Origin of the sequence: Acinetobacter suaedae (genome assembly GCF_008630915.1) — a bacterium.
GTDB lineage: Bacteria > Pseudomonadota > Gammaproteobacteria > Pseudomonadales > Moraxellaceae > Acinetobacter > Acinetobacter suaedae.
Map to the genome: position 1 here is coordinate 2,266,113 of NZ_CP043909.1, position 24,675 is coordinate 2,290,787.

A 24,675-nucleotide genomic window follows, 5' to 3' on the forward strand; every position below is an offset into this window, starting at 1 on the left:
GTTATTTTTCCTCTTGTGTTGTTGTTAAAAATTTTAATTTATCCAATGATATAGAGCCTATTGGCTGTTTATCACTTATTGCATAATAGATTGCTTCAGGATGTCGAACCCCTGTTCCACCCACTTTATTAAGATCATCTTCGATATAACTTAAATACAAGGGAAAATCAGCATCTCGTGCATAGTTTTCCAAAACTGCACAACGAGCTTGCTGTTTTTTCTCAGGAATTCCTTTGACAGGATGTGTCGAATCAACATTGCCATGCTTTTGTGCAATAAAGCTCATCAACCCTAAATCTTTGATAATATTTAAAGATTCTGTCAGATTGTCATATTCAGTTGTATCATCCAAAGGTGGCGTATAAGCATATTTATTTTCGAATATTGGTTGTTTAAAATCATTCAAATTTAAAACCGCCAATTGCACAAAACGACTATCGCCTCGCAATGAGTTTTTACTAATCTTAGACTTCCTTCCAGTCGTCTTAGATTTCATCAGTTTGGTGGGTTCAGTCACTTTTTTATTGATTAGATCAATGCTTTTCTTTAATGCTTTATCCATATCTTGAATAACAGCAGACCTATCACCCAATCGTCCTTGTTGGCTGTAAAACTCACGATAAAACTTATATAGTTCGGTAATTTTAAATACTTTTCCATTTAAATGATCTTGTAAAAAGTCGTACCATGCTTTGGTCGTTTGCAAGCTATTTAACTGATTTAAAAAATAAGCCATTGAACCTTTACAACTTCCTTTTTTCACATTTTCAGTAATCGCAACTTGTAAAATATTAACCAATTCATTTTCACCAAAACGATCTAAGCGCCCCATACGCTGTAACATATTTTCAGGTGAGGTCATTTCAGTTAACATATATTTACACGTAATATTTAATGATGCTTGAACAATAGGTCCACTCCTTAAAACATCATATTTTTGCGAACCATTCTTTTTAAACGAATCAAAGACTTCATCAAACCATCGCTTTTTATCACTACGCTTATATTTGGAGTGGAATAAAACACTATTTTCATTATCTTTCTGATAAATAAAGCCAAGTTGTGCCGTCTGCGCAGTATTCGAAATAATGAATGTTTGATCTAAGTAATTTTTATAAAATGGATTCCCAAAAAATATTGATTCATCATATTCAATAAAATCAATTTTATATTCACTCGGATTAAAAGATAACATTTCAAGTACGTCATCCTCATGCACATTTAAAATATTTTCTAAATAATAATAATGTGGCGTTGCAGATACCAACAAAGTATTTTTTTCATGCTTTCTACGCATGTTTTTATTGGCAATTAATTCTGCAAATAGTATATTAAAAATCTCCATGCCAATATATTCGTGATATTCATCGAATATCACATGTGCATCCATAAAAGGCAATAAACTATTCACATTGGTATGTGTGACAATTGAGCCTAAAATTTGGTCAATTGTAGTGACAACCACATCACCTGAAAAAGGCTCTGGCTCGTTTTTAATTTTTCCGTTCTCATTAAAGTATTTAAACTCACCTGTCAAAATCTCAACTTTTGCATCAGGTAAATAATCCTGTGTTAATTCTTCAAATATTCCTTGGCAAACTTGAACGCGTGGGCAAACCCAAATAATTTTCTTAGCATCTTTAAGCCTTGCCCATTCCAAAGCAATTTTAGTTTTACCACACCCCGCAGGACCTGCAAGCACAGCGATGTCCCGTAAATCGGCAAGCTCCTGTGCAACTTGATTTTGCTTTTGTGTTCTTTCACTATCTGGGAACTTATGTGCTACATTTTTTAAATGTTCTACTAAATCGGATAAAATTTCTTGATCATCTAACAGTTCATCTAATCTTTTTTCTACAATATATTCCATTAAATCTTGAGCTGTTTGCTTTGATATAATACGGTCAGCACTGATGATGCAAGCGCGCAATAAATTATGCTGCGCATTAATTTGAATTTTTCCAGTCAATACATCAGTCGAATCTGTACTCGTATAAGATTTAAATTCAGGAAAATTTCTACTTTTAAAATTATATTCAAAATTTTCAATCAGTGTAGTTAAGTTTTCATCATTCCAAGGCAAATGTTGTTCAATATAATCAATCGTATTAAAATTTTTAGCGATTGCATTTATACGTTTAATAACATTAATACTATTTTTAACTAAAAATGAAAATTGTTCGGCATTGATATTTTTAATCAAATATTCATAGGCTTTGTAACTACCCGTAAAATCATCATTTTGACGATAGGGTTTAGCATGATGCCAATACAAAATATGCTGAACACTTTCCTTCTGACGATTATTCAACCCCTTACATTGCATCTCTAAAAAATTAAATATTAATAATGAAATTTCATTATGACGAGGATGTTTATCAAAACTAAATTTCCCTTTTTCGATATGCTGTCCATCCTCCATATCATCAGGTTGTTTTGCTTTTTTAACCCAATCCTGAAAATGAGGATCTAACTTACCAAGATCATGCAAGCAACCTGCTAAAAATGCCACTTTAGATAAATTTTTATGTTCATCATTATCAACAACTTTTTTAAACAGCTGTTGTGCTAAATAACCAATGGCAAATGAATGTTCTGCTAACGGTTGTAATTGAGTATTTGCATAAAACTCTTCTTTCTTCGCTTTCATTGTTATTACATCCATAAATACTTCTTTTTGTGTACTATTCACAGGCACAATCCCCTGCTCATTAAACTTATTACGATTTCCCACAATCCATAAAAGTTCACTTCTACGCCGACCACGAATCCAATGGCAACTCACTGCGGTATTCTTCGTGACTGTTTTTCTCAATAGTTTTTTAACCGCTAACAAACCATCTTCAGTAATCACCGTTTGCCAAGTGTTATCCCCTATACGGTCAGCAAATGCATCTAACACACGACGCGTTCGAGGAATCGCTTTCTTTTCACATTGGGAAATAAAAGTGACGATCATCATTCACTCTCCACTACTGGAAAGCTTTTACATGCCTGCAACTTCACTTGCTCAAACATCCAGTCTAAGCATTTATATTCTGTAAACTTCTGCAAGAGCTGTTGACGGAACTCCTGCTCAGTCATGCCCTCTTTAGCACAAATAAATGCCCACGGCAAAACCACTGCATCCTTAACCAAATCAGCCACATCAAACACCAAAGCACCCCGTCGAGTCTTACCATGCATCACAGCAAAACCATGATTGATACCGAGCACCCAAAGTGTGGTTGCCGAAAGTCCATAAGCCAAATAGTTGCCATGGTTTAAGAAGTCATTCGCCAAATCACCTTGTTCAGGATTACGTTCAAAACTAAGCTTGCAACGCGTTGCTGCCACTTTATAAAGTTGTTTGGTCATTTGCGCTTCTGCAAGCAATAAATCGCCAACCTTAGTCATATTTGAAATTTTCTTTTCAAAACCATTTAAAGCTTGTTGAATATCCTGATCATCTAAATAAAAGCCTTCGTCTTTTAGGTCTTTGTCTTTTGCCCAAATTTTGCGGATAAATTCAATTCGAGCAAATTGAAATTGTTTTGCCACGTCTAAGCGTTTAGCTTCATCAAACCAAAAACTCATCCATCCTTGCATGTATTCCGTTGGACGATATTCACTCTGTGGCGTTAACCACTCCACCTCACTCCCTGCAAATAATGGTGTACCGCCACCCCCGCAAAAACCCACCAATACACCTGCACTACACAACATTCGCATCGCCGCTTGAGTAATAGACGTGCCTGTTCCAAGTAAAATCACCGTGGTATTGGCTATCGGAATATTCCAATATTGGTTTTCATTTTTGGCTTCAGTGAGATATAAAACCCGCCCATCTTTTTGCATCACACGGCAATGTTCAAGATAATAAAGATTGGCACGCTTTGAATGTAATATTGCTTTTAAATCAGATGGGTTAAGTTGTTCCATTCTTATGATTTCTCTTGTTTTTTCTTATACTACTTGAACATTTGGTAATAAAAAAGCTGCCTGAGCAGCTGAGCGACGCGTGATGTCGTTTTAATTCTATTTCTATACAATATTGACAAAAATTAGGAGTCAATCTTATCAAACTTACGATCAATCAAACTGAGGCGACCACGAACCACATCGGACAACATACGCCAATCAGAGATAAAACTATAAAGCGGTTGCTTAAAACTTGCAGGCTTATTGTGTTCAAAGAAAAAATGTCCAACCCATGCACATGCATAACCAGACAATAATCCATATGCCAAATACTTTGCTTTGCGTTGGCGAATCGCTTTACTCCAAAAATATAAACCAATCGAACTGCCTGCTACATGCAAACGGCGGCTGGCAATACTGCGATGCTCAGTTAAGTAAAAGCGATAAAACTCATTGTAATCTTTTATCGGTAAAGTGAATTCCACTGGCTTGTTAATATTGGCTGGCGCATTCATTTGGATCATCCTAATCGTTCAATACACCCCACACGTTAAAGTATTTTTTGCTCAAAATAAAGACATGCAAAATAATACGCTATACTGAATAACATTCTTTAAAAAATATATCTCTTTCATAGCATAGCTGCTCAACTTGCACTCAGGTTATACTCATTCATAAATTATTTATTTTAAATGGTTAGGAGTCATCTCCACATGGAAATAGAACTTAAATTTCAACTCCCTGCATCTAAGAAAAAAAGTGTGTTATTGGCATTAAATAAGCAGAAAGCTCAAAAAATTCGTCTACAAGCCAAATACTACGATACTGCTGATCGAACTTTAGCAAAAAACTATGTCGCAATCCGTTTGCGTCAAGAAGGTGAGCATTGGGTACAGACCTTTAAAGCTGCGAGCAAAAACCATTTACAACGCATCGAAGAAGACATTGAACTGGGTAAATGTGAACAAGAACCCGTTTTAGATTTATCTCTTTATGAAAATTATCCAGCCGTACAAAGTATTTTAAAAGACCTATTAGGGGATCCACTCACTCCATTAGAATTACAATTTCAAACTAATGTGGAGCGCACCTTTCACACCTTTGAATTTCAAGGTTCAAAAATCGAAGTCTGTTTAGATGATGGTGAAATTCGAACCGCCAAGGACTCTGCAAAAATCTGTGAAGTAGAATGTGAGTTAAAACAAGGTTCAGCCCGCGATTTAATTATTTTCTCGAATCACTTAGTCGAAAAATATCAATTATGGCTCGATGTACGCAGTAAAGCTGAACGAGGTAATTTATTGGCAATGGGGAAAAAGGTTTCACCAGCGACTAAAGCCAAAACATTACAACTTCAATCAGACTTTTCTGCTGAGCAAGCCATCAAACTGATTATTGAAAATTGCTTAAATCAAATCCTACCCAATGCTGCCGCAATTGCAGATGATGTAGCCGAAGCCGACCATATTCACCAAGCACGTGTTGGCATACGTCGTTTACGTTCAGCACTCAAAAATTTTTCTCATTGGACAGAGCAACTTGATCCAGCTTGGCAAAATGACCTGACAGAGATTTTTCAAGCATTGGGTCAATCAAGAGATCAAGATGCGATTCAAACATCCGTCATTCCATTGATTAAGGCTGTATCTGATTTTGAGTTTACATTTCCAAATTCAGTTAAAAACAATATTTCTAAGCATCTAAGCGACGTTAAAACCACTCAACTATTTTTATCGTTGTTTAGCTTTATCTATAGTGAAAATGAATCAACAACGAAGTTATCGAAACAAGTTGCGAAAAGCTTAACTTCACTCTATCAAAAGATTTTGAAAGATACCTCGGTATTTTCAGAACTTCCAGTAGAGCAACAACACCGTACACGAAAACGAGTAAAACAATTGCGTTATTGCATCGACTTTATTACTGGGCTTTATCCAGAAAAAGAAGTTCAAAAGTTTCTGAATAAATTACAACCTATTCAGGAATATTTAGGTTTCTACAATGATCTGTTTGTTGCAGAGCATCTGTTCGAACAATATGCAGCGAAACAACCCCAGTTTTTATTTGCTTTAGGTTGGGTCAAAGCGCAACAACCTCATGTTGCTAAGAAGGCGGCAAAGAAACTACAAGATTTATCGGCTAAAGATATTTTTTGGTGATCAATTTACCGATATTTCCCAAAAACCTTCCATGTGCCATTATCAGCAACTGGATCACTATAGCTATCATTTCGCTGCTTGCGCGGCTTATCCCGCGCATCGACCAATTTAAAATGTGGCTCCACACTGAGAATCATACCATTCATATAAAAACGAGTTCGCGTGTATTCACTTTGCCCATGCTGAAACACATAAGTACGCAAATCAATAAACTCACGATGTGCCACCAATGCTGCTGTATCATCGCTCTCTAACCATGCTTGCATCGCAAAAATTTGATCGGTATCAAACTGCCCACATTTTTCCACTAATGCCGCCACGCCTCGAAAAGTTTTGGACTCTTTTGCACGAGTTTTATTGATCCGAATCCGATCTACATGGAAAAAAAATAGAGGTAAATTCAGATGGCTCGGTAAATGAATGGCATCAACAACCTCATCTTGCATAAATGGCTGACAAAGTTGCTGTGCTCTTTCAATCAAAGGTTGCCATTGACGATAATACTCATCCACTTCCTCTTTTAAGCCGTAATATATCGGCAGCCCTTCTACATGCTGCAGATATTGAGGTGGATGAATATGCTGACGCAGTAAAGCAATATCGGTTTTTAGGCTTTGAATCTCGATTGCATCTGACATTTTGATTATTCTAATTTACTTAGGCTATTTTAGAGTAAGACAACGGTTTTGTTTATGCAAGGCATTGTCTATAATGTCTAATCTAGTTTTGTTGGAAAAGACCATGTCTCAAAAAATTAATGCGACTGATGTAACTGAAGAAGAAGCTTTAAATGCGGTGTTTTTTGAGCGTGCAGATGAATTCATCAAACTCGCCAATGAATTTTGCCGTCCACCAAAAGGACAACCAGCAAAACCCGAAGAGTTACGTGGTCAAGTAAGTGCTGCAATGCTATTTGCCACTGCCCGTTTTAACACATGGGTCGCAGCAAATAATTTTAAAGATGGCAATGAAATGCAAGAAGCAAAAGAGCAAGTCATGTCTTATTTACTGCAACAATTTCAAATGATGTTAGAAGATAACTTTGACGAATATTGTGAGCAGTTTGATAACTATTTACGTTTCCGCAAAAACGAAGATTTCCACACACATAAACATGACCACAAATAATCCTTTGTAGGTCGAATCGATAAAAGGCATTGAGTATCTCAATGCCTTTATCTTTTTTAATTAGAATGCGGTATTCACCAAATATGCGGTATAAGCAACGAAGCTAAATAACCACACTCCGCCCTTAACACGTCCGATTCGCCCTCTTCCTTTAAAGCTCAGTGTAAATATCAATAGGCTTAAAGTCAGTGCACCCATTACCACCATGTCACGATGTAACACTTCTTGTGGCACGACTGTAGGATGGATCACCCCTGCTAAACCGACAACAGCGAGCGTGTTAAACATATTGGAGCCGATCACATTACCTATCGCAATATCTAACTCACCTTTGCGTGCCGCTGCGATCGAAGAAGCCAACTCTGGTAAAGAAGTACCAATTGCAACCACGGTTAAGCCTATAATCAAATCACTCACACCAAAGGCTTGTGCAATTTCTACCGCCCCCCAAACCAATAAGCGTGAACTAATCACTAAGATAATCAAACCAAATAAAAGCTGAAAAATCGAAGTCTTTAATGATGTTTGTTTGCTTTGTAGATCGGTGTTGAACTCATGACTCAATACATCACTTTGACTTCGCATGCCTTGCCAAATCGACCAGCCCATATATAAGACCAGCATCAAAAGCATTAACACTGCATCAATTCGGCTGAGCATCTCATCAAAAATTTGTAAGATACAGATTGCGGTGACTAACAATAATATTGGCAATTCTTTACGTACAACCGCCGATTGCACCATAATTGGATGAATTAATGCGGTTACCCCAAGAATCAAAGCAATATTCGCGATATTTGAACCATAAGCATTCCCCAATGCTAGCCCCGGGTTTCCATCAATAGCAGCCATAATCGAGACAACAATTTCGGGTGCAGATGTACCAAACCCAACAATAATCATCCCGACCAGCAAGGGAGGCATACCCAAGTGACCTGCAGTGGCTGAAGCGCCATCAATAAACTTATCGGCACTCCAGACCAATAAAATCAGTCCAACAATCACCGCGATCACAGCAAAAGCCATGCTACTCCCCTTTTTCTGATCAATGAAAATGCTTCATCGAAATTGATCGATCATGTCTTACGGTTTTACTAGCAAGAGAGATCCAAACATGTAAATTCAAGCAGAACGTAACCGATGAAACTAAATGATTTATCACCATCAGACTAAGGCCTACTCAAATCAACGATGATCTTGTGCTTGACCATATTGATCAGCCATCACTTCAACAAAATGCTCAAGTTTAATGTATTTTTTAATGACACGATCAACATCATCTTTGCTTAATTTGGCAAACTCTTGATCTCTTACAGCTCGATCCAATAGCGTTTTATTACGTTCTAATTGTGAAGTCAACATACCATGAATACGGCGTTCATCTTCTAATGCCGTCACTCGCTTTTTCATGATATCAGCTTTAGCTGCTTCCACTTCTTGCGCTGTTACACCTTTGCTGAGTAAATCATTCAATACCTTGTGAACTGACTGAGACACTTGACCAGAACGACCTGCCGTATAGTTGGCTGTGATACTTAAAGTACCATCATCGATATCAGGATTTAGGTCTAAACCACTCCCAAATCCATAGACCAATGCATTTTTCTCTCGTAATTCTTGCGCTAAACGCGAAGAAAGTTGCGAGTTACCTAAAATATGACTAAGCACAATTAAAGCAGGTGCATCTGGATGATAAGAGCCAACTGGAATCGCTAAAATACTTTGGTAACTTCCGAACTCACGCTGTTCAGATAAAGCATGAATTTTCTGTGCCTTGTATTCAGTATACTGCCCTGTTACTTTGCGGTATGGCTGTTTTGCTTTCCACCCTCCAAACGTTTTCTGCAAAGTCTTTTTCATTTTCTTCGCATCAAAGTCACCTGTGATCGCAATTTGCGCGTAGTTCGTTTCAAAGAACTGATCGTAAAACTGCTTAACTTGTGCTTGTGTCGCTTCATTCAACTGCTTCTTCGCAAGATCAGGCTCAAAGTGGTAACGTAAATCTCCCGGCTGATAGATTTCCAACACACGAGATAAGGTCATCGATGCCACGACTGCAGGTTCAGTATACGGACGATCTAGTGCTGACAAGCTTTGATTTTTAGCAAGGTCAAACTCTGTTTGGGCAAACTTTGGTTGCTTTAACACATCGACGATAAAACTAAAAAAATCTTCAAATTTATCTTTTTTCGCTTGTATGACGATAGTCAAACCATTGCCATTTGAACTTACGGATGCCCCGCCACTCGCAGCAATCGCCTTATCCGTGATGTCTTGCAAAGTATGTTTTTCTGAACCACGCAGCATCAAATAGCTGGCTAAATCTAAAGTAGTCGCTTTTCCAAATAACGCTTTTTCATCACCAAAATCTAAACTAATGGTGGCATAGGTTTTATCATCACGTGTTGACGTTGGATAGAGTGCATAACGAATACCATTTCTCAACCGACCACGTTGGATCTTTTGCTCATTTTTTTGCAATTGCTGTGATGACTGCGCAACAAATTGCGCAACTTCTTGCTGATAGACTTTAACATCTTTAAGCGGCTCAGCCACTTCATTTGCCTGATCTAAAGTCTTAGGCTGCTGTTCCTCGCTGAGCGTCATCGCCTTTTTCTGATCTTCTGGTGTAGGTCGAATATCACCAGAAATACGATGTTCAGGCACTAAAAATTGCTTCAGAGTTGAATTTAACTCATCAACTTTGAGTGCTTGAATCGCTTGTAAATCTTTAAAATAACGATCCCACTGACCATGTGAGGTGACTGCATAATCGCTTAAGCGTGAGCCTAAAGCGACCGCATCATTGGCAATGGTATCAGCTGCATTTTGTGTAATATTTTTGAGACGTTGTAGTTCAGCTTCACTAAATGCTTGTTTCTTTTCAACGCCCGTTGTTAAGGCTTCACTCACTCGCTTTTCATCATGATTCGGTGCATAAATTGCACCCATAAACACGAGATTAAAATCCTGATCAAGCCATGTTGTTGATTGAACAGCAGTACTGATTCCTGTTTCAACCATACTTTTATATAGACTACCGCTTGGCTGTAAAGTAAATAATCCTGGTGCAAGTGCTAAAGCAGGTGCAATATCACTATTTTTCCCATTCATATAAATATGAAACTTAGCGAGATCACTTCCCTTTTCCACATTGAACTGACGTTGTTTGATCTTGGTACTATCTAATGCTGGAACTTGCACTGGAGCAGGTACAGGTCTTGCTGGGATTGCATTGAAATGCTGGTCAATTTTTTTCAGTACCTCGGCCTTATCAAATTTTCCAGAAATCACCATAATGGCATTGTTTGGTGCATACCAAGTTTTATAAAACTGATTCAACTCACTCATATTGATTGATTTCAACTCAGCAAGATCACCAATCGGCAAACGACCAAGATATTGATTACCGTAAGCAGCTTTCAACATTTGATCCATCAACACCGCAAAAGGTTGATCCATACGGATCTCACGTTCACGCTTTACAATCTCGATTTCCGCTGGAACAAATTTTTCCTGTAAAACCAACTTATCCATACGCTCAGCTTCAAGGTATAGAATTTCATTCAGTGCATTTTTTTCAGGACGAACAATATTAATATACTTGGTTGAATAATAATCAGTACTGGCATTGGTCATTAGCGTGTATTGATCCAAACGGCGTTGGAATTCATCGCCTTTAACATTGACCGTACCTTTAAATGCCAAATGCTCTAGCAAATGTGCTAGACCACCTTTTCCCTTTGGGTCATTCAATGAACCCGTCATATAAACTGTATTTACATAGACTTTGTTTTCTTTTTCATTTTGAGCAAGAATAACTCTAAAACCATTATCTAATTTATATTCTTCAATATTTCTTTCACTTTTTACGAGTACCGCTTGAGACCAAGACGACGCACTCAACCCGATTAAACAAAGAGAGAGAGTAAGCTGCTTAAACCGCGTTAACATAATTTATCCAAGTATTTTTGGTGATTTAAATAAAAAAACTATAGTAGAGAACGATTCGCATTTTTAATAGTTATGTTTTGAAAAAAGCTGTTTAATTAAACAGCTTTTTTCCTTATTTCTTTTAAGATTAGGTAAACTTTCAGAGATTAAGCTCTGCTTGCATATAGAGTTTTGCATAACCTGAAATCTCAATCCGATCCTCTGATTGAATAACGCAATCTAAAATGCCGCCTCGTTTCGAAGCTTGAAAGGCAACCAATTGCTTTTGATTCAGTTTATCTGCCCAGAGTGGAACAATAGCCGTATGAATTGAGCCTGTCACTGGATCTTCATCAATGCCAATTGCAGGTGCAAAATAACGAGATACACAATCAAAATTTCCTTCGCCTCTAGCAGTAATCGCCACATCAGGTTGAGAAGCCGTAATTGCTGTACGGACTTTACCAAGCTGTTTTAGCTTTTCCAGATTGGGTTGCTCATCCAATACATCTTGCACTGTTTCATACTCAACAATATATGCCTGAGCATTTAGGTATACAGCCTTAAATGGTTTTGTTAAGCCGTCACGCAGCACTTGTGGATAGTCAGTGATCAACTCTGCTCTACGAATCGGGAAATTCATTTTAATTTTACCGTCGTCATCTTGAGTAACGATAAAAATCCCTAAATCCTTCACATGAAATTGAATCGTCTTTACAGTAGTGAAATCTTTAAATAAAACAAAGGCACTGGCTAAAGTCGCATGCCCACAGAAAGCAACTTCATCTGTTGGCGAAAACCAACGAATTTCATAATTCGCTTCATCTCGTTTTTTGACAAAAGCTGTTTCGGACAAATTATTTTCTAAAGCAATATTCTGCATCAGCGTTTCATCTAACCACTCATTCACAACGATTACAGCCGCTGGATTACCTTTAAAAAGTTCTTTGGTAAAAGCATCAACTTGGTACATTTTCATAAATTTAGACTCTCAAACTTTTTCAATTATTTTGAACAAATGGTTGATGAATTATAGATACAGATTTTTCTAAATTTACGATACACAGCATACTTTTAGATAAATAAATTACTAAAATAAAAAAGCGGCTAAACCGCTCTTTTTATCAAAACAGGCTACTCATCTTCCATATGCTCAATAATCGCTCGACCGAATTCCGAACAGCGTAATAAAGTCGCATTTGGCATTAGACGCTCAAAATCATAGGTTACGGTTTTCGCCGCAATTGCCCCAGAAACACCTTTGATAATCAAATCAGCGGCTTCGGTCCAGCCCATATCTCGTAACATCATTTCAGCAGAAAGAATAATCGAACCCGGATTGACTTTATCTTGTCCAGCATACTTTGGTGCAGTCCCATGTGTTGCTTCATAAACTGCAATCGCACCACCAATATTTGCACCGGGCGCTATACCTATCCCGCCAACTTCTGCCGCCAGAGCATCAGAAATATAGTCACCATTCAAATTTAATGTCGCAATCACTGAATAATCCGCTGGACGCATCAGAATTTGTTGTAAGAATGCATCAGCAATCACGTCTTTAATAATAATGTCTTTGCCCGTTTTAGGATTTTTAATTTTAACCCAAGGACCACCATCTAGAAGCTCACCGCCAAAACGCTCGATTGCAAGCTCGTAGCCCCACTCTTTAAACGCTCCTTCGGTATACTTCATGATGTTGCCTTTATGCACCAAAGTCACTGAAGGCTTATCATTATCGATCGCAAACTGAATTGCTTTTCGAACCAAACGTTGCGTTCCCTCTTTTGAGACAGGCTTAATACCAATACCACACCCTTCTGGGAAACGAATTTTGGTCACCCCCATTTCTTCTTTGAGAAACTTAATCACTTTTTTCGCTTCAGGAGAATCGGCTTTCCATTCAATCCCAGCATAAATATCTTCCGAGTTTTCACGGAAAATCACCATATCTGTTAATTCAGGATGCTGTACTGGTGAAGGAACGCCCTCAAACCAGCGTACAGGTCGCACACATACATACAAATCTAGTTCTTGACGCAAAGCAACATTTAGAGAGCGAATACCACCACCAACAGGTGTCGTTAATGGCCCTTTGATCGAAACAATGAATTCACGTAGTGCATCAAATGTCTCTTCTGGCATATAATTGCCGTAAATCTTATCGGCCTTTTCACCACAATAGACTTCCATCCATTCAATCGAACGTTTGCCACCGTATGCTTTTAGAACAGCAGCATCTACAACTGCTTTCATTGCTGGTGTAATATCTACACCAATACCGTCGCCTTCGATGAAAGGAATGATTGGATGATTTGGAACATTCAGTGACAGGTCTGCATTTACTGTGATTTTATCGCCGTCTGCAGGAACCACGATCTTCTGATAACCCATTGTATAGGTTCTCCCTCATGTAACTTGCGAGTAAATGTATACCTTCTATGGCATACTTTATTTTTTATACTGTGAATTAGTTTAATCCAATCTAATATGTTTTTTGATTTATATGAGAAATAACCGCATTTCCCGATAAAATAAAAGCATATATTCACCAAATACCCCATAATCCAAAAGTAGTATTTCTCTATGAAAATAGTTGTCTTCAACAAACCTTATGATGTCTTGTCACAGTTTCGGGAAGATGAAGCACATCTAACGGTTTCAAGTTTTATCAAAGATCCTGAGTTGCGAATTGCAGGTCGTTTAGATTTAGATTCTGAAGGTTTGATGTTTCTGACCGATCATGGAGGTTTAAATCAGTTCATCACTCATCCAAGCAATAAAAAATATAAAACTTATTTAGCCCAAGTTGATGGCGATGTTACCGAAGAAGCTTTGGAGCAACTTCGTAATGGTGTCGAACTTGCTGATGGTATGACCTTACCTGCTAAAGCGATGAAAGTTGATGAACCAGAATGGTTATGGGATCGTGATCCTCCTGTTCGCTATCGCGCAAGCATCCCAACGAGCTGGATAGAACTGCAAATTTGTGAAGGTCGTAATCGTCAAGTTCGCCGTATGACTGCCGCTGTTGGGTTCCCTACCTTACGTCTTATCCGTACTCAAATTGGTTCAATCAATTTGATCCGTCTAGGTTTACAACCGGGCGAACAAACTGAAATCGAGCCGTTGCTTTTCCCTGATTTTAAAGACCTGCCTGAGGACAAGCCTTACCGTTCTCGCTCTTATGTGAAGAAACCAGGCGGGACTGGTGGTAAGCCTATGCATCAAAAGAAAAAAGAAGGGGACAAAAAAGACCCAAATAAGAAAAAATCAGGTACCAAGCGTATTTGGCAAATGGATGAAAGTGAAAAGCCACGTCGTAAGACCAATGGTACAACTCGACCAAATACAAAAAGTAGAGGACGGAAAGCACGTTAGCTTCTTAAAAGAAAAAAGCCGATGCTATAGCATCGGCTTTTTTATATCACTTACAGAATTTAGACTTTAAATTACTTCAAGTGCTGAATTAAGTGTCGCGCTTGGGCGCATCACGGCATTTACTTTCACAGGATCTACTGCATAGTAACCGCCAATGTCTGCTGACTTCCCTTGGACTTCAGCTAACTCAGCAACAATTTTCTGCTCGTTTTCAGCCAAAGTTTTAGCCAACGGAGCAAACTTCGCTTTTAACTCAGCATCTTCATCCTGAGCAGCTAAAGCTTCTGCCCAATACAATGCCAAATAGAAGTGACTACCACGGTTGTCTAGCTCACCTGTACGACGTGATGGAGACTTGTCGTTATCCAACAATTTTCCTGTCGCTTGATCAAGTGTTTTGGCAAGTAATTTCGCACGGTCATTACTTTCCTTGATGCCCAATTCCTCTAAAGAAACTGCTAGCGCAAGGAACTCACCTAAAGAATCCCAACGTAAGTGGTTTTCTTCAACAAGCTGTTGTACATGTTTTGGTGCTGAACCGCCTGCACCTGTTTCATACATACCACCGCCCGCCATTAACGGTACGATAGACAACATTTTCGCAGAAGTACCCAACTCCATGATCGGGAACAAATCCGTTAAGTAATCACGTAAAATGTTACCTGTTACTGAAATCGTATCTAAACCACGAGCTACACGCTCAAGCGTATAACGCATTGCACGTACTTGTGACATGATTTGAATATCTAAACCTTCAGTGTCATGATCTTTCAAGTATTTTTCGACTTTCTTGATCAGCTCATTTTCATGTGGACGGTATGGGTCTAACCAGAAAATTGCTGGCATACCTGAGTTACGAGCACGTGTAACAGCCAATTTAACCCAATCACGAATCGGTGCATCTTTCACTTGACACATACGCCAGATGTCACCTTCCTCAACGTTTTGAGTCATTAACACTTCACCGGTTTCTAAGTCAGTGATATTGGCAATGCCTGTTTCAGGAATTTCAAAAGTCTTGTCGTGCGAACCGTATTCTTCCGCTTTTTGTGCCATCAAACCAACGTTTGGCACAGTACCCATTGTTTTCGGGTCAAAGTTACCATTCCACTTACAGAAATTGATCATTTCTTGGTAAATACGTGCAAATGTTGATTCAGGCATTACCGCTTTACAGTCATACTGTTTACCATCTGCACCCCACATTTTTCCGCCTGAACGGATCATTGCAGGCATAGATGCATCTACAATCACGTCGTTTGGAGAATGGAAGTTGGTAATACCTTTTGCAGAGTCAACCATTGCAAGTGCAGGACGGTGCTCTTGGCAAGCATGTAAGTCTTCGATAATTTCTTCACGCAAAGAAGTCGGTAATGTCTCAATCTTTTCATAAAGACCAGCCATACCGTTATTCACGTTAATGCCTAACTCATCGAATAATTTGCCGTGCTTTTCAAACGCATCTTTGTAGTAAATTTTCACACAGTGACCAAATACGATTGGGTGTGACACCTTCATCATGGTCGCTTTTACGTGTAAAGAGAACAAAATGCCCGCTTCACGACAATCTTCAAGTTCTTTTTCATAAAAGTCGCAAAGCGCCTTTTTGCTCATGAACATTGAATCAATGATTTCACCATCTTGTAACGCAACTTTCGGCTTAAGCACGATGGTTTCACCACTTTTGGTGATGAGTTCCATTTTTACATTACGTGCACGATCAAGTGTCATCGACTTTTCACCGTGGTAGAAGTCACCTTCATCCATGTGAGAAACGTGAGTTTGTGACCATTGTTTCCACTCGCTCATTGAGTGCGGGTGTTTTTTCGCATAGTTTTTAACAGCCGCAGGTGCACGACGATCAGAGTTACCTTCGCGTAAAACTGGATTCACCGCTGAACCAAGACATTTACCATAACGCGCCTTGATTTCCTTTTCTTCCTCAGTTGTTGGATTTTCAGGATAATCAGGAATTGCATAGCCCTTAGACTGCAGCTCTTTTATGCATGAGGTTAACTGCGCTACGGAAGCACTGATATTTGGAAGTTTAATAATATTTGTATCAGGATCCTGAGTACGACGACCAAGTTCTGCAAGGTTATTCGTTACCTTCTGTTCGTCATTTAGGTAATCCGAAAACTCTGCAAGTACCCGTGCAGCAACAGAGATATCACTTTTAACGATCTCGATGCCTGCAGGCTTAGTAAAAGTCTCAATGATTGGCAGTAGCGAATAGGTCGCCAATAGTGGCGCCTCATCAGTCAGTGTGTAAATGATTGTTGACTTCCCACTAGCCATATATAGCCCCTTGTGTTGGATTGAGTTTTGAGGGTCGAGCTTGTGGCCCAACCCCTAAGAACCGATGTGCTTAAATAAAACCCTGAGAGTATCAGCCCTGATCGCATCTCAGTCAACGCAATATCCAGTGATAACGACATTTCGCTACGAAATAGTAGTAGCCAGTTGAAGTTTCATCTCCTGCAAATCGGTTAGCTTAAATAAAACATAAAAGTATCAGCACTGATCACTTCTCAGTCAATGTAAGATATCAGGATAAAGACATTTCAATACGAAATACTACAAAACGAATATTATTTGTTCGAATTCAAGACTTGGATTTGATGACAATTTCAGTTCAACATTTTCCTCAGAGTCACTCCCCATCATAGTCGATCGAAATCAATCCGGATATTCGACTCTGGTTTTATTTACACTTTTTAAACTTAATTTTTTAACAAATGATTAAAATTAGTTTTTATTTCAGGATAGAACAAATGATGAAAGTTTTCGTCCCATTGGCAGCTCTGACTCTTTCCTCTTTTAGTTTTGCGCAAAATCCACTAAGTGTACATGTGCTCAACTTAGAAAATGGCCTCCCTTCTGCCGGAGTTAGGGTTATTCTGGAAAAACAAGAAAATAATCAATGGAAAACTCTAAACAACAATATAACTAATCAGCAAGGACGTATTACGGATTTATATCCAAAAGACACACCACTTCAAAAAGGGATTTATAAAGTTACGTTCAAAACAGGAGAATGGTTTGAACAGCACAAACAGATTTCATTTTTCCCAGAAGTACCAGTCATTTTCGCTATAGATGGAAAACTTGAACATTACCATATTCCACTTTTGATTAGCCCTTATGGTTATTCAACTTATCGTGGTAATTAATCTCATCCTAATCCATACATACATTTGCGAAAATTGAATGATAGAAAAGCAGCCTTCAAATTAGACGATGTATCTAACCTGAAGGCTGCAGCACTCTTACCGAGATTTTTTTCTAAAACAATAGAATTACAAACACGCCATCAGAAGTCGTGTCTACGATCCGTTGATCAAGATGCTAACCAAGTATCGAGTTTCGTTTGGTCTTCAACATTTAAATCAACTGTGGTTAATGAGTTCTCACCACCATTTAACTCAAATGTTAATAGCTCATCACGGCGGAAAGCATAAACCGTAAATGTACCTTGCTGTTTTGCATAATTTGCTAAAAGCTTCTCTGAGGCTTTGATCCCATCAATCGCAATAATGACATCATTTGCGGATAAACCTGCTTGGGCTGCAGCACTTTCACGACGTACTTGTTGCACAACAACGCCTTCAGCTTTATCGCTTAATTTCAAACCAAATGGCAAAGCTTTTTCGTTTTTAAGCACGTAACTTAAACCAAACTCAGGTAATAATTGGTCTAGTGGTAGTTCATCAGTGGTATTGATCAAGTGATTAATCTGCTCAATCCAATCATCACCTGTCAGCGCTTTGCACAAATCAAAGATTGTACGCTCATTGACTTGAATACCCTGCTGAGTATTTTCGTACAAACGGCGCATTAACGCATCTAAGCTAGAACCGCGTAGACGAAGTCCCAAGTCTAAACACAGCGCAACTAGACTGCCTTTATTGTAGTAACTGGTACCTGCATTATTAGAATTTTCATCTTGGCGGTAAAATTTAATCCAAGCATCAAAACTTGACTCAGAAACCGTTTGAATGAAACGTCCTGGATTCTGCAAATAACGATCAATTTGCCCTTTCAATAAATCTAAATACGATTTCTGAGAAATCACACCACTACGTAATAAAATTAAATCATCATAATAGGAAGTGAAACCTTCAAAGATCCACAATAGACTGGTGTAACCTTCTTTGTGTAAATCATAATTGGCAAAATTATCTGGTCGAATAAACTTCACTAACCATGAGTGAAAATATTCATGGCTGCATAAACCTAAGAAACGTTGATAGTCCTTTGAAGGTTCTTCAGCTTCGTCAAGCTTAGGCAAATCATCTCGTGGTGTAATCAAACTGGTGCTATTGCAATGTTCCAAACCACCATAGCTATTGCCTGTTGCTATCGTCATAAAGGTATAGTTTTGAAATGGCGCAGAACCAAACATCTCTATTTCAGTTCGACAGATTTTTTCAATATCTGCTTGCATACGCTCTAAATTGGTATTGTGTTTTCCTGAAATCACAAACTCATGTGGAATGCCATGACTTTCAAAACTAAAACGACTTTGTTCTGCTAGCTCAAAAGGACTATCAATCAATTGATCATAATTATCCGCTTTTAAAGTAAAACGTCCTTTGACTAAACTTTTAGAAGTTAAGCCCGTAGCAATCTGAAAATGCTTCAACTCATCTGGCAAGAACAGCTCAACTTCACATGGGGCTTGTTCCTGATCCTGAAGTCCTAGACAAACACAGGCTGGATTGACATAGAGTCGTGTTTGATCAACATAAGCACCACGTACAGATAAATCATAAGCATAGACATCATACTCAACCGTAATCAGCTCATGGTCAGTATTGAATAAACGCCAACGATTTTTCTCTGTTTTTTTGATGTTGAGCAAACGCCCTGCTTCATCAGATGCTTTCACTGATTCAATATGCTTAGAGAACTCTCGAATTAAATAACTGCCTGGAATCCACGTCGGTAGCCAAAGCTCTTGATTTGGATTTGCAAGAAAACGAAGCGTGACATGAATAAGATGTTGACGATAATCGTCAAATTCAATTTGATAGTGCAGCATAGTTCAAACTAAAAAAATAAAAAATTTCCGACAGCTTAGCATTTTTTTACAAACTCATGCGCGGATGTCTTAAATGTCAGCAAAAGTTGCTAGATTCTTCTACGAAAAAGTCATAGCATGCTTTTTCCGCATTCCATGCCCATGGATTGGCTGCACAAGGTGTTCTCGTGAAATTTTTCCTCTCATTCCTTACATTATTGAGTTTGTTTTTTGCAAATATTGCACATGCAACTTTACTCAATATCTCTCCTGAAACGGTTGAAGCCCAAGCATGGTCTATTGTCGATGCACAATCAGGGCAAATCATCGCTGAGCATAATAGTCATGTGCAACGTGCTCCAGCATCTTTGACGAAGATGATGGTGGCATATATTGCATTGAAGGAAATTGAAGAAGGCAAATTACGTAAAGAGGATGTGCTCACAGCAACGCCTGTAGTAAATACAGTAATGTGGGACGAATCACAAATGTATTTAAAAGAAGGTGAACAGATTTCTGTTGATCAACTTTTAGCAGGTTTAATTGTTATGTCTGCCAATGATGCCGCGCTAACACTTGCCGAAAAAATTTCGGGTAATGTGCCTCAGTTTATCGCACGTATGAACCAAGAAGCCCAAGCCTTAGGCATGAAAGATACTCATTTTAGCAATCCAGCTGGTATTACTATGCCAGACCATTACTCCACAGCAGCAGATTTAAGCTTATTAGCACAAGCGATTGTGACCAAAACACCTGAATATCTTTATTATTCAAAAATGCCAAGTTTTAGTTATAACCATCGTTTCCACCATGCAACAAATCTTGCACTCAAAATGGACCCTACTGCTGATGGTCTAAAAACAGGTTTTACCAAAGCTGCAGGTTATAACCTAGCTCTAACGGCAGAGCGCCCAACCATAAACCCACATATCGATAAACGTCGCTTAATCGTCATTGTACTTGGCACACCAAATGCGATTAAACGTGCAGAGGTCGCGAACAAGTTAATGAACTTGGCTTATGCTTACACTCGCGACGAAGAAGTGATTCCAAAACACCAATTAATCGCAGAACTACCTGTTATTCGCTCAACCTTAAAAATGTTTAAAGTTGAAACTCAGCAACCGACAATTGTGACGACTTCATTATATGACCAAGCCGCACCAATCGATTTAAACCAGTTTGATACACTGACCCAACGTCTTCAAGTGATTGATGAAAATGGCATAAAAATCATTGAGCCACTCCAAAATACGCATACACGCGTCAATATTGAACTCAATGAGCAACGCTTAACTGCACCACTTACTCAAGCAATGAATTTAGCGACTGTATCTATTTATCAAAATAATCAATTACTTCGTAGCCTACAGATTGAAAATGAAGTACAGATTGAAGAAGCGAATATTTTCCAGAAAATTATGTTGTGGTTTTCTAACTTGTTTTCGTTTTTTTCAACAAATGATTCAAAAGCTGCCAAACTTTATCCTTTAAATCAAGGGTAAAAAACCTACGATTTTTCTCAAGATTAACCATACAAGATTGAAAAAAGGATGGCATAATCCAACCATCCTTTCACAAAAACAATTAGGTTAATCATGAGCAAAACCTTACATCATATCGTGATTGTGGGTGGTGGCGCAGGTGGTTTAGAGCTTGCGACACAATTAGGCGAACGTTTTGGTAAACATAAAAAAGCCAAAATCACCTTAGTCGATCAAAATCTCACCCATATTTGGAAACCACTCCTACACGAAATTGCCGCTGGCTCACTTAACCCCCACGAAGAACAAACCAATTATTTCGCCCACGCTGAAAAGCATCATTTTGAGTTCATCCTCGGTACCCTGATTGCTGTCAATAAAGATCAAAAACAAATTACACTTTCTCCCCCACAGCTTTCTAAAGAACACACCCCTGCTATTCAAAGTTTAAGCTATGACACATTGGTGATCGCAGTTGGCTCTGTATCAAATGACTTTGGTACTGAAGGTGTACGCGAACATTGTCATTTCCTAGACAGCCGTCAACAAGCAGATATCTTCCAACAAGATTTATTTCATCTTTATATTGAGGCACAAAATCAACCGGCTGAACGTGCTTTAAATATCGGAATTGTTGGTGCTGGTGCAACAGGTGTCGAACTCGCCGCAGAGTTGATTGAAACCACCAAGAATTTTTATCGCTATGGGTTAAAGAAAATCAATCCAAAACAAGTCAAAATCACCCTCATCGAAGCTTCTGATCGTATCCTACCTGCACTTAATGAAAAAACAGCAGCGCATAGTGCCAAGCAATTGCAAAAAATGGGAATCGAGATTTTAACCCAACACAAAGTACAAAAAGTTGATGAGTCCAATGTCTATTTCAGTAATGGCAATGTCATACATTCAGACATTACAGTTTGGGCTGCAGGTGTTAAAGCACCAAAAATATTAGAAGCATTAACTGATTTTAAACGCGATCAAATCAATCGTTTAATGGTATATGCGACCCTACAAACTTATTCAGATCCAAATGTTTTTGCATTTGGAGATTGTGCTCATTGCCAACTAGATGCACGCCAACCACCATTAGGACCACGCGCACAAGTTGCCAGCCAGCAAGCGAGTTTTTTAGTTGATGCGATGGCAGCACGTTTAAACCACTCACCACAACCAATGTTTGTTTTTAATGATAAAGGCTCATTGGTTTCATTAAGTCGAAATCAAGCTGTGGGTGAGTTATTAGGTGACGTGAGTGTACAAGGTTTTATTGCTAAAACGATGTATGTTTCTTTGTATCGACTGCATCAAGCCAATATTCATGGTTATACCCAAGCAGGCATGTTAACCATGAAAGATTTGCTTACCCGTCGTGTTCGCCCAAAAATTAAACTGTATTGAGTTGAAAACATAAATTTCGTTCCCATTTATAACGAAATCGTTTCAAAAAGTGGAAAATAGTCAACAAAAACGACTTTTCACTTTATGATGTATACCTGAACTCTTTGAATGGATTAATAACATGACTGCTATTGCAAATAACCACGTGGTTTCATTCCACTACACTTTAACAAACGCTGAGGGTGAAACACTTGATAAATCTCAAGGTGAACCACTTGCATATTTGCACGGCGCAGGGAACATCATTCCTGGTTTAGAAAATGCACTTACAGGTAAAACTGTAGGTGAGAAGTTCACTGTAAACGTTCCAGCAGCAGAAGGTTACGGTGAATACAATCCAGACCTCGTTCAAGAAGTTCCAGCTCAAATGTTCCAAGGTGTGGACAACATTCAACCAGGTATGCAATTCCAAGCTCAGACTGATGATGGTGTACAAATCGTAACTGTTAAAGCAATTGAAGGTGACAACGTTATCGTTGATGCAAACTTCCCACTTGCTGGTCAAGACCTTACTTTTGAAGTAGAAATCGTTGAAATCCGTGATGCTTCTCAAGAAGAGTTAGATCATGGTCACGTACACGGTGCAGGTGGTCACCACCACTAATTCTCAAAAGAATTAGCACAACAAAAAGCAAAGCCTCGGCTTTGCTTTTTCTTCACATCCACTTTTATAAAATAAGAAAAACACCCAACTTCTTCTCATAATTTGAGTGGTTCTTACCTTATGCAAAGTGCTTATCAACTCATTTGGTTTCGCCAAGATCTTAGAATCCAAGACCATGCTGCTCTTTGGCATGCGACACAAACCGGCCCCACAATTGCTTTGGTAATCTTGTCACCTGAACAATGGCAACTGCATGATGATGCGCCCATCAAAATCGACTTCTATCTTCGTCAACTACAAGAGTTACGAATCGCGTTGCAATCTCTTAATATTCCTTTACTTGTTCACCATATACCACTTTGGAAGGATATCACGAAGTTTTTTGCGGATTTCATTGAACATATCCCAATTCAGCAGGTATATGCCAATATTGAACTGGGGGTCAACGAATTAAAACGAGATAAAGAAGTACAAAAATTATTAAATCAGCAAAACAAAGACCTAGTACTTTTTCATGATCGTACACTTTTTCCAGTAGCGTCGATTCGTAATCAGAGCCATCAGCCCTATCAAGTTTTTAGTGCGTTTAAAAAAGTCTGTTATCAACGTCTGCAACAAAACTTACCTCAATGCTATCCAGCACCTGAAGTACAACAACCGATCAATATCAATCCGCGCCCCTCACTTGAAGATTACATAGAGCTGCAACTTAAATATACTCAGCAACTTAAATATACTCAGCAACTTAATCATCCAACACAACAATGGCCTGTAGGCGAATCCTATGCATTAACATTACTCGATCAATTTATCCATGATAAATTAGATGATTATAAAAATACTCGCGACTTTCCTGCACAAGCAGGTACCAGCCAACTATCTGCTTATTTAAATATTGGCATTCTCTCTATCCGTCAATGTCTACAGGCATTATTCCGTAAACAGCACGGCGATTTTGTGATTGAATCCGAAGGTCAGCAAACATGGCTGAATGAATTACTGTGGCGAGAATTTTATCAGCATATTTTGTTTGACTATCCACGTGTTTCCAAGCATTTACCATTTCAACTTTCAACCCAAAAGATCAACTGGCGTGATGATCCCGTCGCGCTACAACAATGGCAACAAGGTCAAACAGGTATTCCAATCGTCGATGCTGGTATGCGGCAGCTCCTTGCCACAGGTTGGATGCACAATCGAGTACGTATGATTTGTGCCATGTTCCTGAGTAAAAATCTGTTGATTGATTGGCGCAAAGGAGAACAATGGTTTATGCAGCATCTTATTGATGGTGATCTAGCTGCAAACAATGGTGGCTGGCAATGGTGTGCTTCAACAGGGACCGATGCTGCCCCCTATTTCCGTATATTTAACCCGATTAGCCAATCACAAAAATTTGATCCCAATGGCGACTATTTACGGCAATGGATTCCTGAACTTGCTCATTTAGATGCGAAATCCATCCATGAACCTCATGCTGCTAAAGTAAATCTCGAACTTAGTTATCCGACACCAATTGTTGACCTGAAAAGCAGCCGAGCACAAGCAATCGCAGCTTTTAAAGAATAAATTGAGATTAATTTTAATAGCTATCCGGCCAGAATAGATAATACTATATGTTACTGTTTATAAAACTATTTCACAAAGTCAGCTACATAAAAC

General features: G+C 38.6%; 18 protein-coding genes. 8 read left to right on the forward strand and 10 right to left on the reverse strand.

The window, feature by feature from the left end; all coding sequences use genetic code 11:
- Position 1 precedes the first annotated feature (1 nt).
- The 3 genes from F2A31_RS10535 to F2A31_RS10545 form a co-directional block, all read right to left on the reverse strand.
- A complete protein-coding gene (locus F2A31_RS10535) occupies positions 2-2,959 on the reverse strand; it encodes a CRISPR-associated endonuclease Cas3'' (RefSeq protein ID WP_150027774.1) in 2,958 nt (985 codons plus the stop codon).
- The gene (cas1f, locus tag F2A31_RS10540) at positions 2,959-3,921 is read right to left on the reverse strand and encodes a type I-F CRISPR-associated endonuclease Cas1f (RefSeq protein WP_150026339.1); all 963 of its coding nucleotides are present in this window, start codon (positions 3,919-3,921) and stop codon (positions 2,959-2,961) included. Before cas1f ends, F2A31_RS10535 begins: the two co-directional genes overlap by 1 nt.
- A 122-nt stretch (positions 3,922-4,043) precedes the next feature.
- Positions 4,044-4,421: an Mpo1-like protein gene (locus F2A31_RS10545; RefSeq protein WP_407643278.1), complete on the reverse strand. Its 378-nt coding sequence runs from the start codon at positions 4,419-4,421 to the stop codon at positions 4,044-4,046.
- A gap of 192 nt (positions 4,422-4,613) precedes the next feature.
- Here F2A31_RS10545 and F2A31_RS10550 point away from each other — a divergent pair, with 192 nt between their 5' ends.
- Positions 4,614-6,059 carry a CYTH and CHAD domain-containing protein gene (locus F2A31_RS10550; protein ID WP_150026341.1) on the forward strand — a complete coding sequence of 482 codons (1,446 nt, stop codon included), beginning with the start codon at positions 4,614-4,616 and terminating at the stop codon, positions 6,057-6,059.
- Between the two features lie 5 nt (positions 6,060-6,064).
- On the opposite strand, the gene F2A31_RS10555 is transcribed toward F2A31_RS10550, so the two are convergent.
- Positions 6,065-6,697 carry a hypothetical protein gene (locus tag F2A31_RS10555; RefSeq protein ID WP_150026342.1) on the reverse strand — a complete coding sequence of 211 codons (633 nt, stop codon included), beginning with the start codon at positions 6,695-6,697 and terminating at the stop codon, positions 6,065-6,067.
- Positions 6,698-6,800: 103 nt separating this feature from the next.
- Between F2A31_RS10555 and F2A31_RS10560 the strand changes: the two genes are divergently transcribed.
- Positions 6,801-7,187 carry a DUF3144 domain-containing protein gene (locus F2A31_RS10560; RefSeq protein WP_150026343.1) on the forward strand — a complete coding sequence of 129 codons (387 nt, stop codon included), beginning with the start codon at positions 6,801-6,803 and terminating at the stop codon, positions 7,185-7,187.
- 60 nt (positions 7,188-7,247) lie between these two features.
- Here the strand turns inward: F2A31_RS10560 and F2A31_RS10565 are convergent, their stop codons facing one another.
- From F2A31_RS10565 to icd, 4 genes are all read right to left on the reverse strand, one after another.
- A complete protein-coding gene (locus F2A31_RS10565) occupies positions 7,248-8,213 on the reverse strand; it encodes a calcium/sodium antiporter (protein WP_150026344.1) in 966 nt (321 codons plus the stop codon).
- Positions 8,214-8,372: 159 nt separating this feature from the next.
- On the reverse strand, positions 8,373-11,141 hold the full coding sequence (locus F2A31_RS10570; RefSeq protein ID WP_150026345.1) for a M16 family metallopeptidase: 2,769 nt from the start codon (positions 11,139-11,141) through the stop codon (positions 8,373-8,375).
- A gap of 139 nt (positions 11,142-11,280) precedes the next feature.
- Positions 11,281-12,099: a PhzF family phenazine biosynthesis protein gene (locus F2A31_RS10575; protein WP_150026346.1), complete on the reverse strand. Its 819-nt coding sequence runs from the start codon at positions 12,097-12,099 to the stop codon at positions 11,281-11,283.
- A 155-nt stretch (positions 12,100-12,254) separates the two neighbouring features.
- Complete coding sequence (gene icd, locus F2A31_RS10580) at positions 12,255-13,514, reverse strand: NADP-dependent isocitrate dehydrogenase (protein WP_150026347.1); 1,260 nt, start codon at positions 13,512-13,514, stop codon at positions 12,255-12,257.
- A 192-nt stretch (positions 13,515-13,706) separates the two neighbouring features.
- On the opposite strand from icd, the gene F2A31_RS10585 reads away from it, so the two are divergent.
- Positions 13,707-14,501, forward strand: a complete 795-nt coding sequence (locus tag F2A31_RS10585) for an rRNA large subunit pseudouridine synthase E (RefSeq protein ID WP_150026348.1) — start codon at positions 13,707-13,709, stop codon at positions 14,499-14,501.
- Between the two features lie 66 nt (positions 14,502-14,567).
- Here the strand turns inward: F2A31_RS10585 and F2A31_RS10590 are convergent, their stop codons facing one another.
- The gene (locus tag F2A31_RS10590) at positions 14,568-16,799 is read right to left on the reverse strand and encodes an NADP-dependent isocitrate dehydrogenase (RefSeq protein WP_150026349.1); all 2,232 of its coding nucleotides are present in this window, start codon (positions 16,797-16,799) and stop codon (positions 14,568-14,570) included.
- A gap of 476 nt (positions 16,800-17,275) precedes the next feature.
- On the opposite strand from F2A31_RS10590, the gene uraH reads away from it, so the two are divergent.
- Positions 17,276-17,674: a hydroxyisourate hydrolase gene (gene uraH / locus F2A31_RS10595; protein ID WP_150026350.1), complete on the forward strand. Its 399-nt coding sequence runs from the start codon at positions 17,276-17,278 to the stop codon at positions 17,672-17,674.
- 167 nt (positions 17,675-17,841) lie between these two features.
- On the opposite strand, the gene F2A31_RS10600 is transcribed toward uraH, so the two are convergent.
- The gene (locus tag F2A31_RS10600) at positions 17,842-19,545 is read right to left on the reverse strand and encodes a M61 family metallopeptidase (protein WP_150026351.1); all 1,704 of its coding nucleotides are present in this window, start codon (positions 19,543-19,545) and stop codon (positions 17,842-17,844) included.
- A gap of 167 nt (positions 19,546-19,712) precedes the next feature.
- Between F2A31_RS10600 and F2A31_RS10605 the strand changes: the two genes are divergently transcribed.
- The 4 genes from F2A31_RS10605 to phrB all read left to right on the forward strand — a co-directional run bounded on the left by F2A31_RS10605 (position 19,713) and on the right by phrB (position 24,582).
- Complete coding sequence (locus tag F2A31_RS10605; RefSeq protein ID WP_150026352.1) at positions 19,713-21,029, forward strand: D-alanyl-D-alanine carboxypeptidase PBP6B; 1,317 nt, start codon at positions 19,713-19,715, stop codon at positions 21,027-21,029.
- A 93-nt stretch (positions 21,030-21,122) separates the two neighbouring features.
- Complete coding sequence (locus tag F2A31_RS10610; protein ID WP_150026353.1) at positions 21,123-22,409, forward strand: NAD(P)/FAD-dependent oxidoreductase; 1,287 nt, start codon at positions 21,123-21,125, stop codon at positions 22,407-22,409.
- Positions 22,410-22,530: 121 nt separating this feature from the next.
- Positions 22,531-23,013 (forward strand): FKBP-type peptidyl-prolyl cis-trans isomerase, encoded by a 483-nt coding sequence (locus tag F2A31_RS10615; RefSeq protein WP_150026354.1) that lies wholly within the window; start codon positions 22,531-22,533, stop codon positions 23,011-23,013.
- A 120-nt stretch (positions 23,014-23,133) separates the two neighbouring features.
- Positions 23,134-24,582, forward strand: coding sequence for a deoxyribodipyrimidine photo-lyase (gene phrB / locus F2A31_RS10620; RefSeq protein ID WP_150026355.1), 1,449 nt, complete (start codon positions 23,134-23,136; stop codon positions 24,580-24,582).
- The last annotated feature ends 93 nt before the right edge of the window (positions 24,583-24,675 follow it).

Excerpts from the sequence above, each read along its gene's own strand:
- F2A31_RS10535 (WP_150027774.1), bottom strand. The coding sequence starts at position 2,959 with ATGATCGTCACTTTTATTTCCCAATGTGAAAAGAAAGCGATTCCTCGA.
- cas1f (WP_150026339.1), bottom strand. The coding sequence starts at position 3,921 with ATGGAACAACTTAACCCATCTGATTTAAAAGCAATATTACATTCAAAG.
- F2A31_RS10550 (WP_150026341.1), top strand. The coding sequence starts at position 4,614 with ATGGAAATAGAACTTAAATTTCAACTCCCTGCATCTAAGAAAAAAAGT.
- F2A31_RS10555 (WP_150026342.1), bottom strand. The coding sequence starts at position 6,697 with ATGTCAGATGCAATCGAGATTCAAAGCCTAAAAACCGATATTGCTTTA.
- F2A31_RS10560 (WP_150026343.1), top strand. The coding sequence starts at position 6,801 with ATGTCTCAAAAAATTAATGCGACTGATGTAACTGAAGAAGAAGCTTTA.
- F2A31_RS10565 (WP_150026344.1), bottom strand. The coding sequence starts at position 8,213 with ATGGCTTTTGCTGTGATCGCGGTGATTGTTGGACTGATTTTATTGGTC.
- F2A31_RS10570 (WP_150026345.1), bottom strand. The coding sequence starts at position 11,141 with ATGTTAACGCGGTTTAAGCAGCTTACTCTCTCTCTTTGTTTAATCGGG.
- F2A31_RS10575 (WP_150026346.1), bottom strand. The coding sequence starts at position 12,099 with ATGAAAATGTACCAAGTTGATGCTTTTACCAAAGAACTTTTTAAAGGT.
- icd (WP_150026347.1), bottom strand. The coding sequence starts at position 13,514 with ATGGGTTATCAGAAGATCGTGGTTCCTGCAGACGGCGATAAAATCACA.
- F2A31_RS10585 (WP_150026348.1), top strand. The coding sequence starts at position 13,707 with ATGAAAATAGTTGTCTTCAACAAACCTTATGATGTCTTGTCACAGTTT.
- F2A31_RS10590 (WP_150026349.1), bottom strand. The coding sequence starts at position 16,799 with ATGGCTAGTGGGAAGTCAACAATCATTTACACACTGACTGATGAGGCG.
- uraH (WP_150026350.1), top strand. The coding sequence starts at position 17,276 with ATGATGAAAGTTTTCGTCCCATTGGCAGCTCTGACTCTTTCCTCTTTT.
- F2A31_RS10600 (WP_150026351.1), bottom strand. The coding sequence starts at position 19,545 with ATGCTGCACTATCAAATTGAATTTGACGATTATCGTCAACATCTTATT.
- F2A31_RS10610 (WP_150026353.1), top strand. The coding sequence starts at position 21,123 with ATGAGCAAAACCTTACATCATATCGTGATTGTGGGTGGTGGCGCAGGT.
- F2A31_RS10615 (WP_150026354.1), top strand. The coding sequence starts at position 22,531 with ATGACTGCTATTGCAAATAACCACGTGGTTTCATTCCACTACACTTTA.
- phrB (WP_150026355.1), top strand. The coding sequence starts at position 23,134 with ATGCAAAGTGCTTATCAACTCATTTGGTTTCGCCAAGATCTTAGAATC.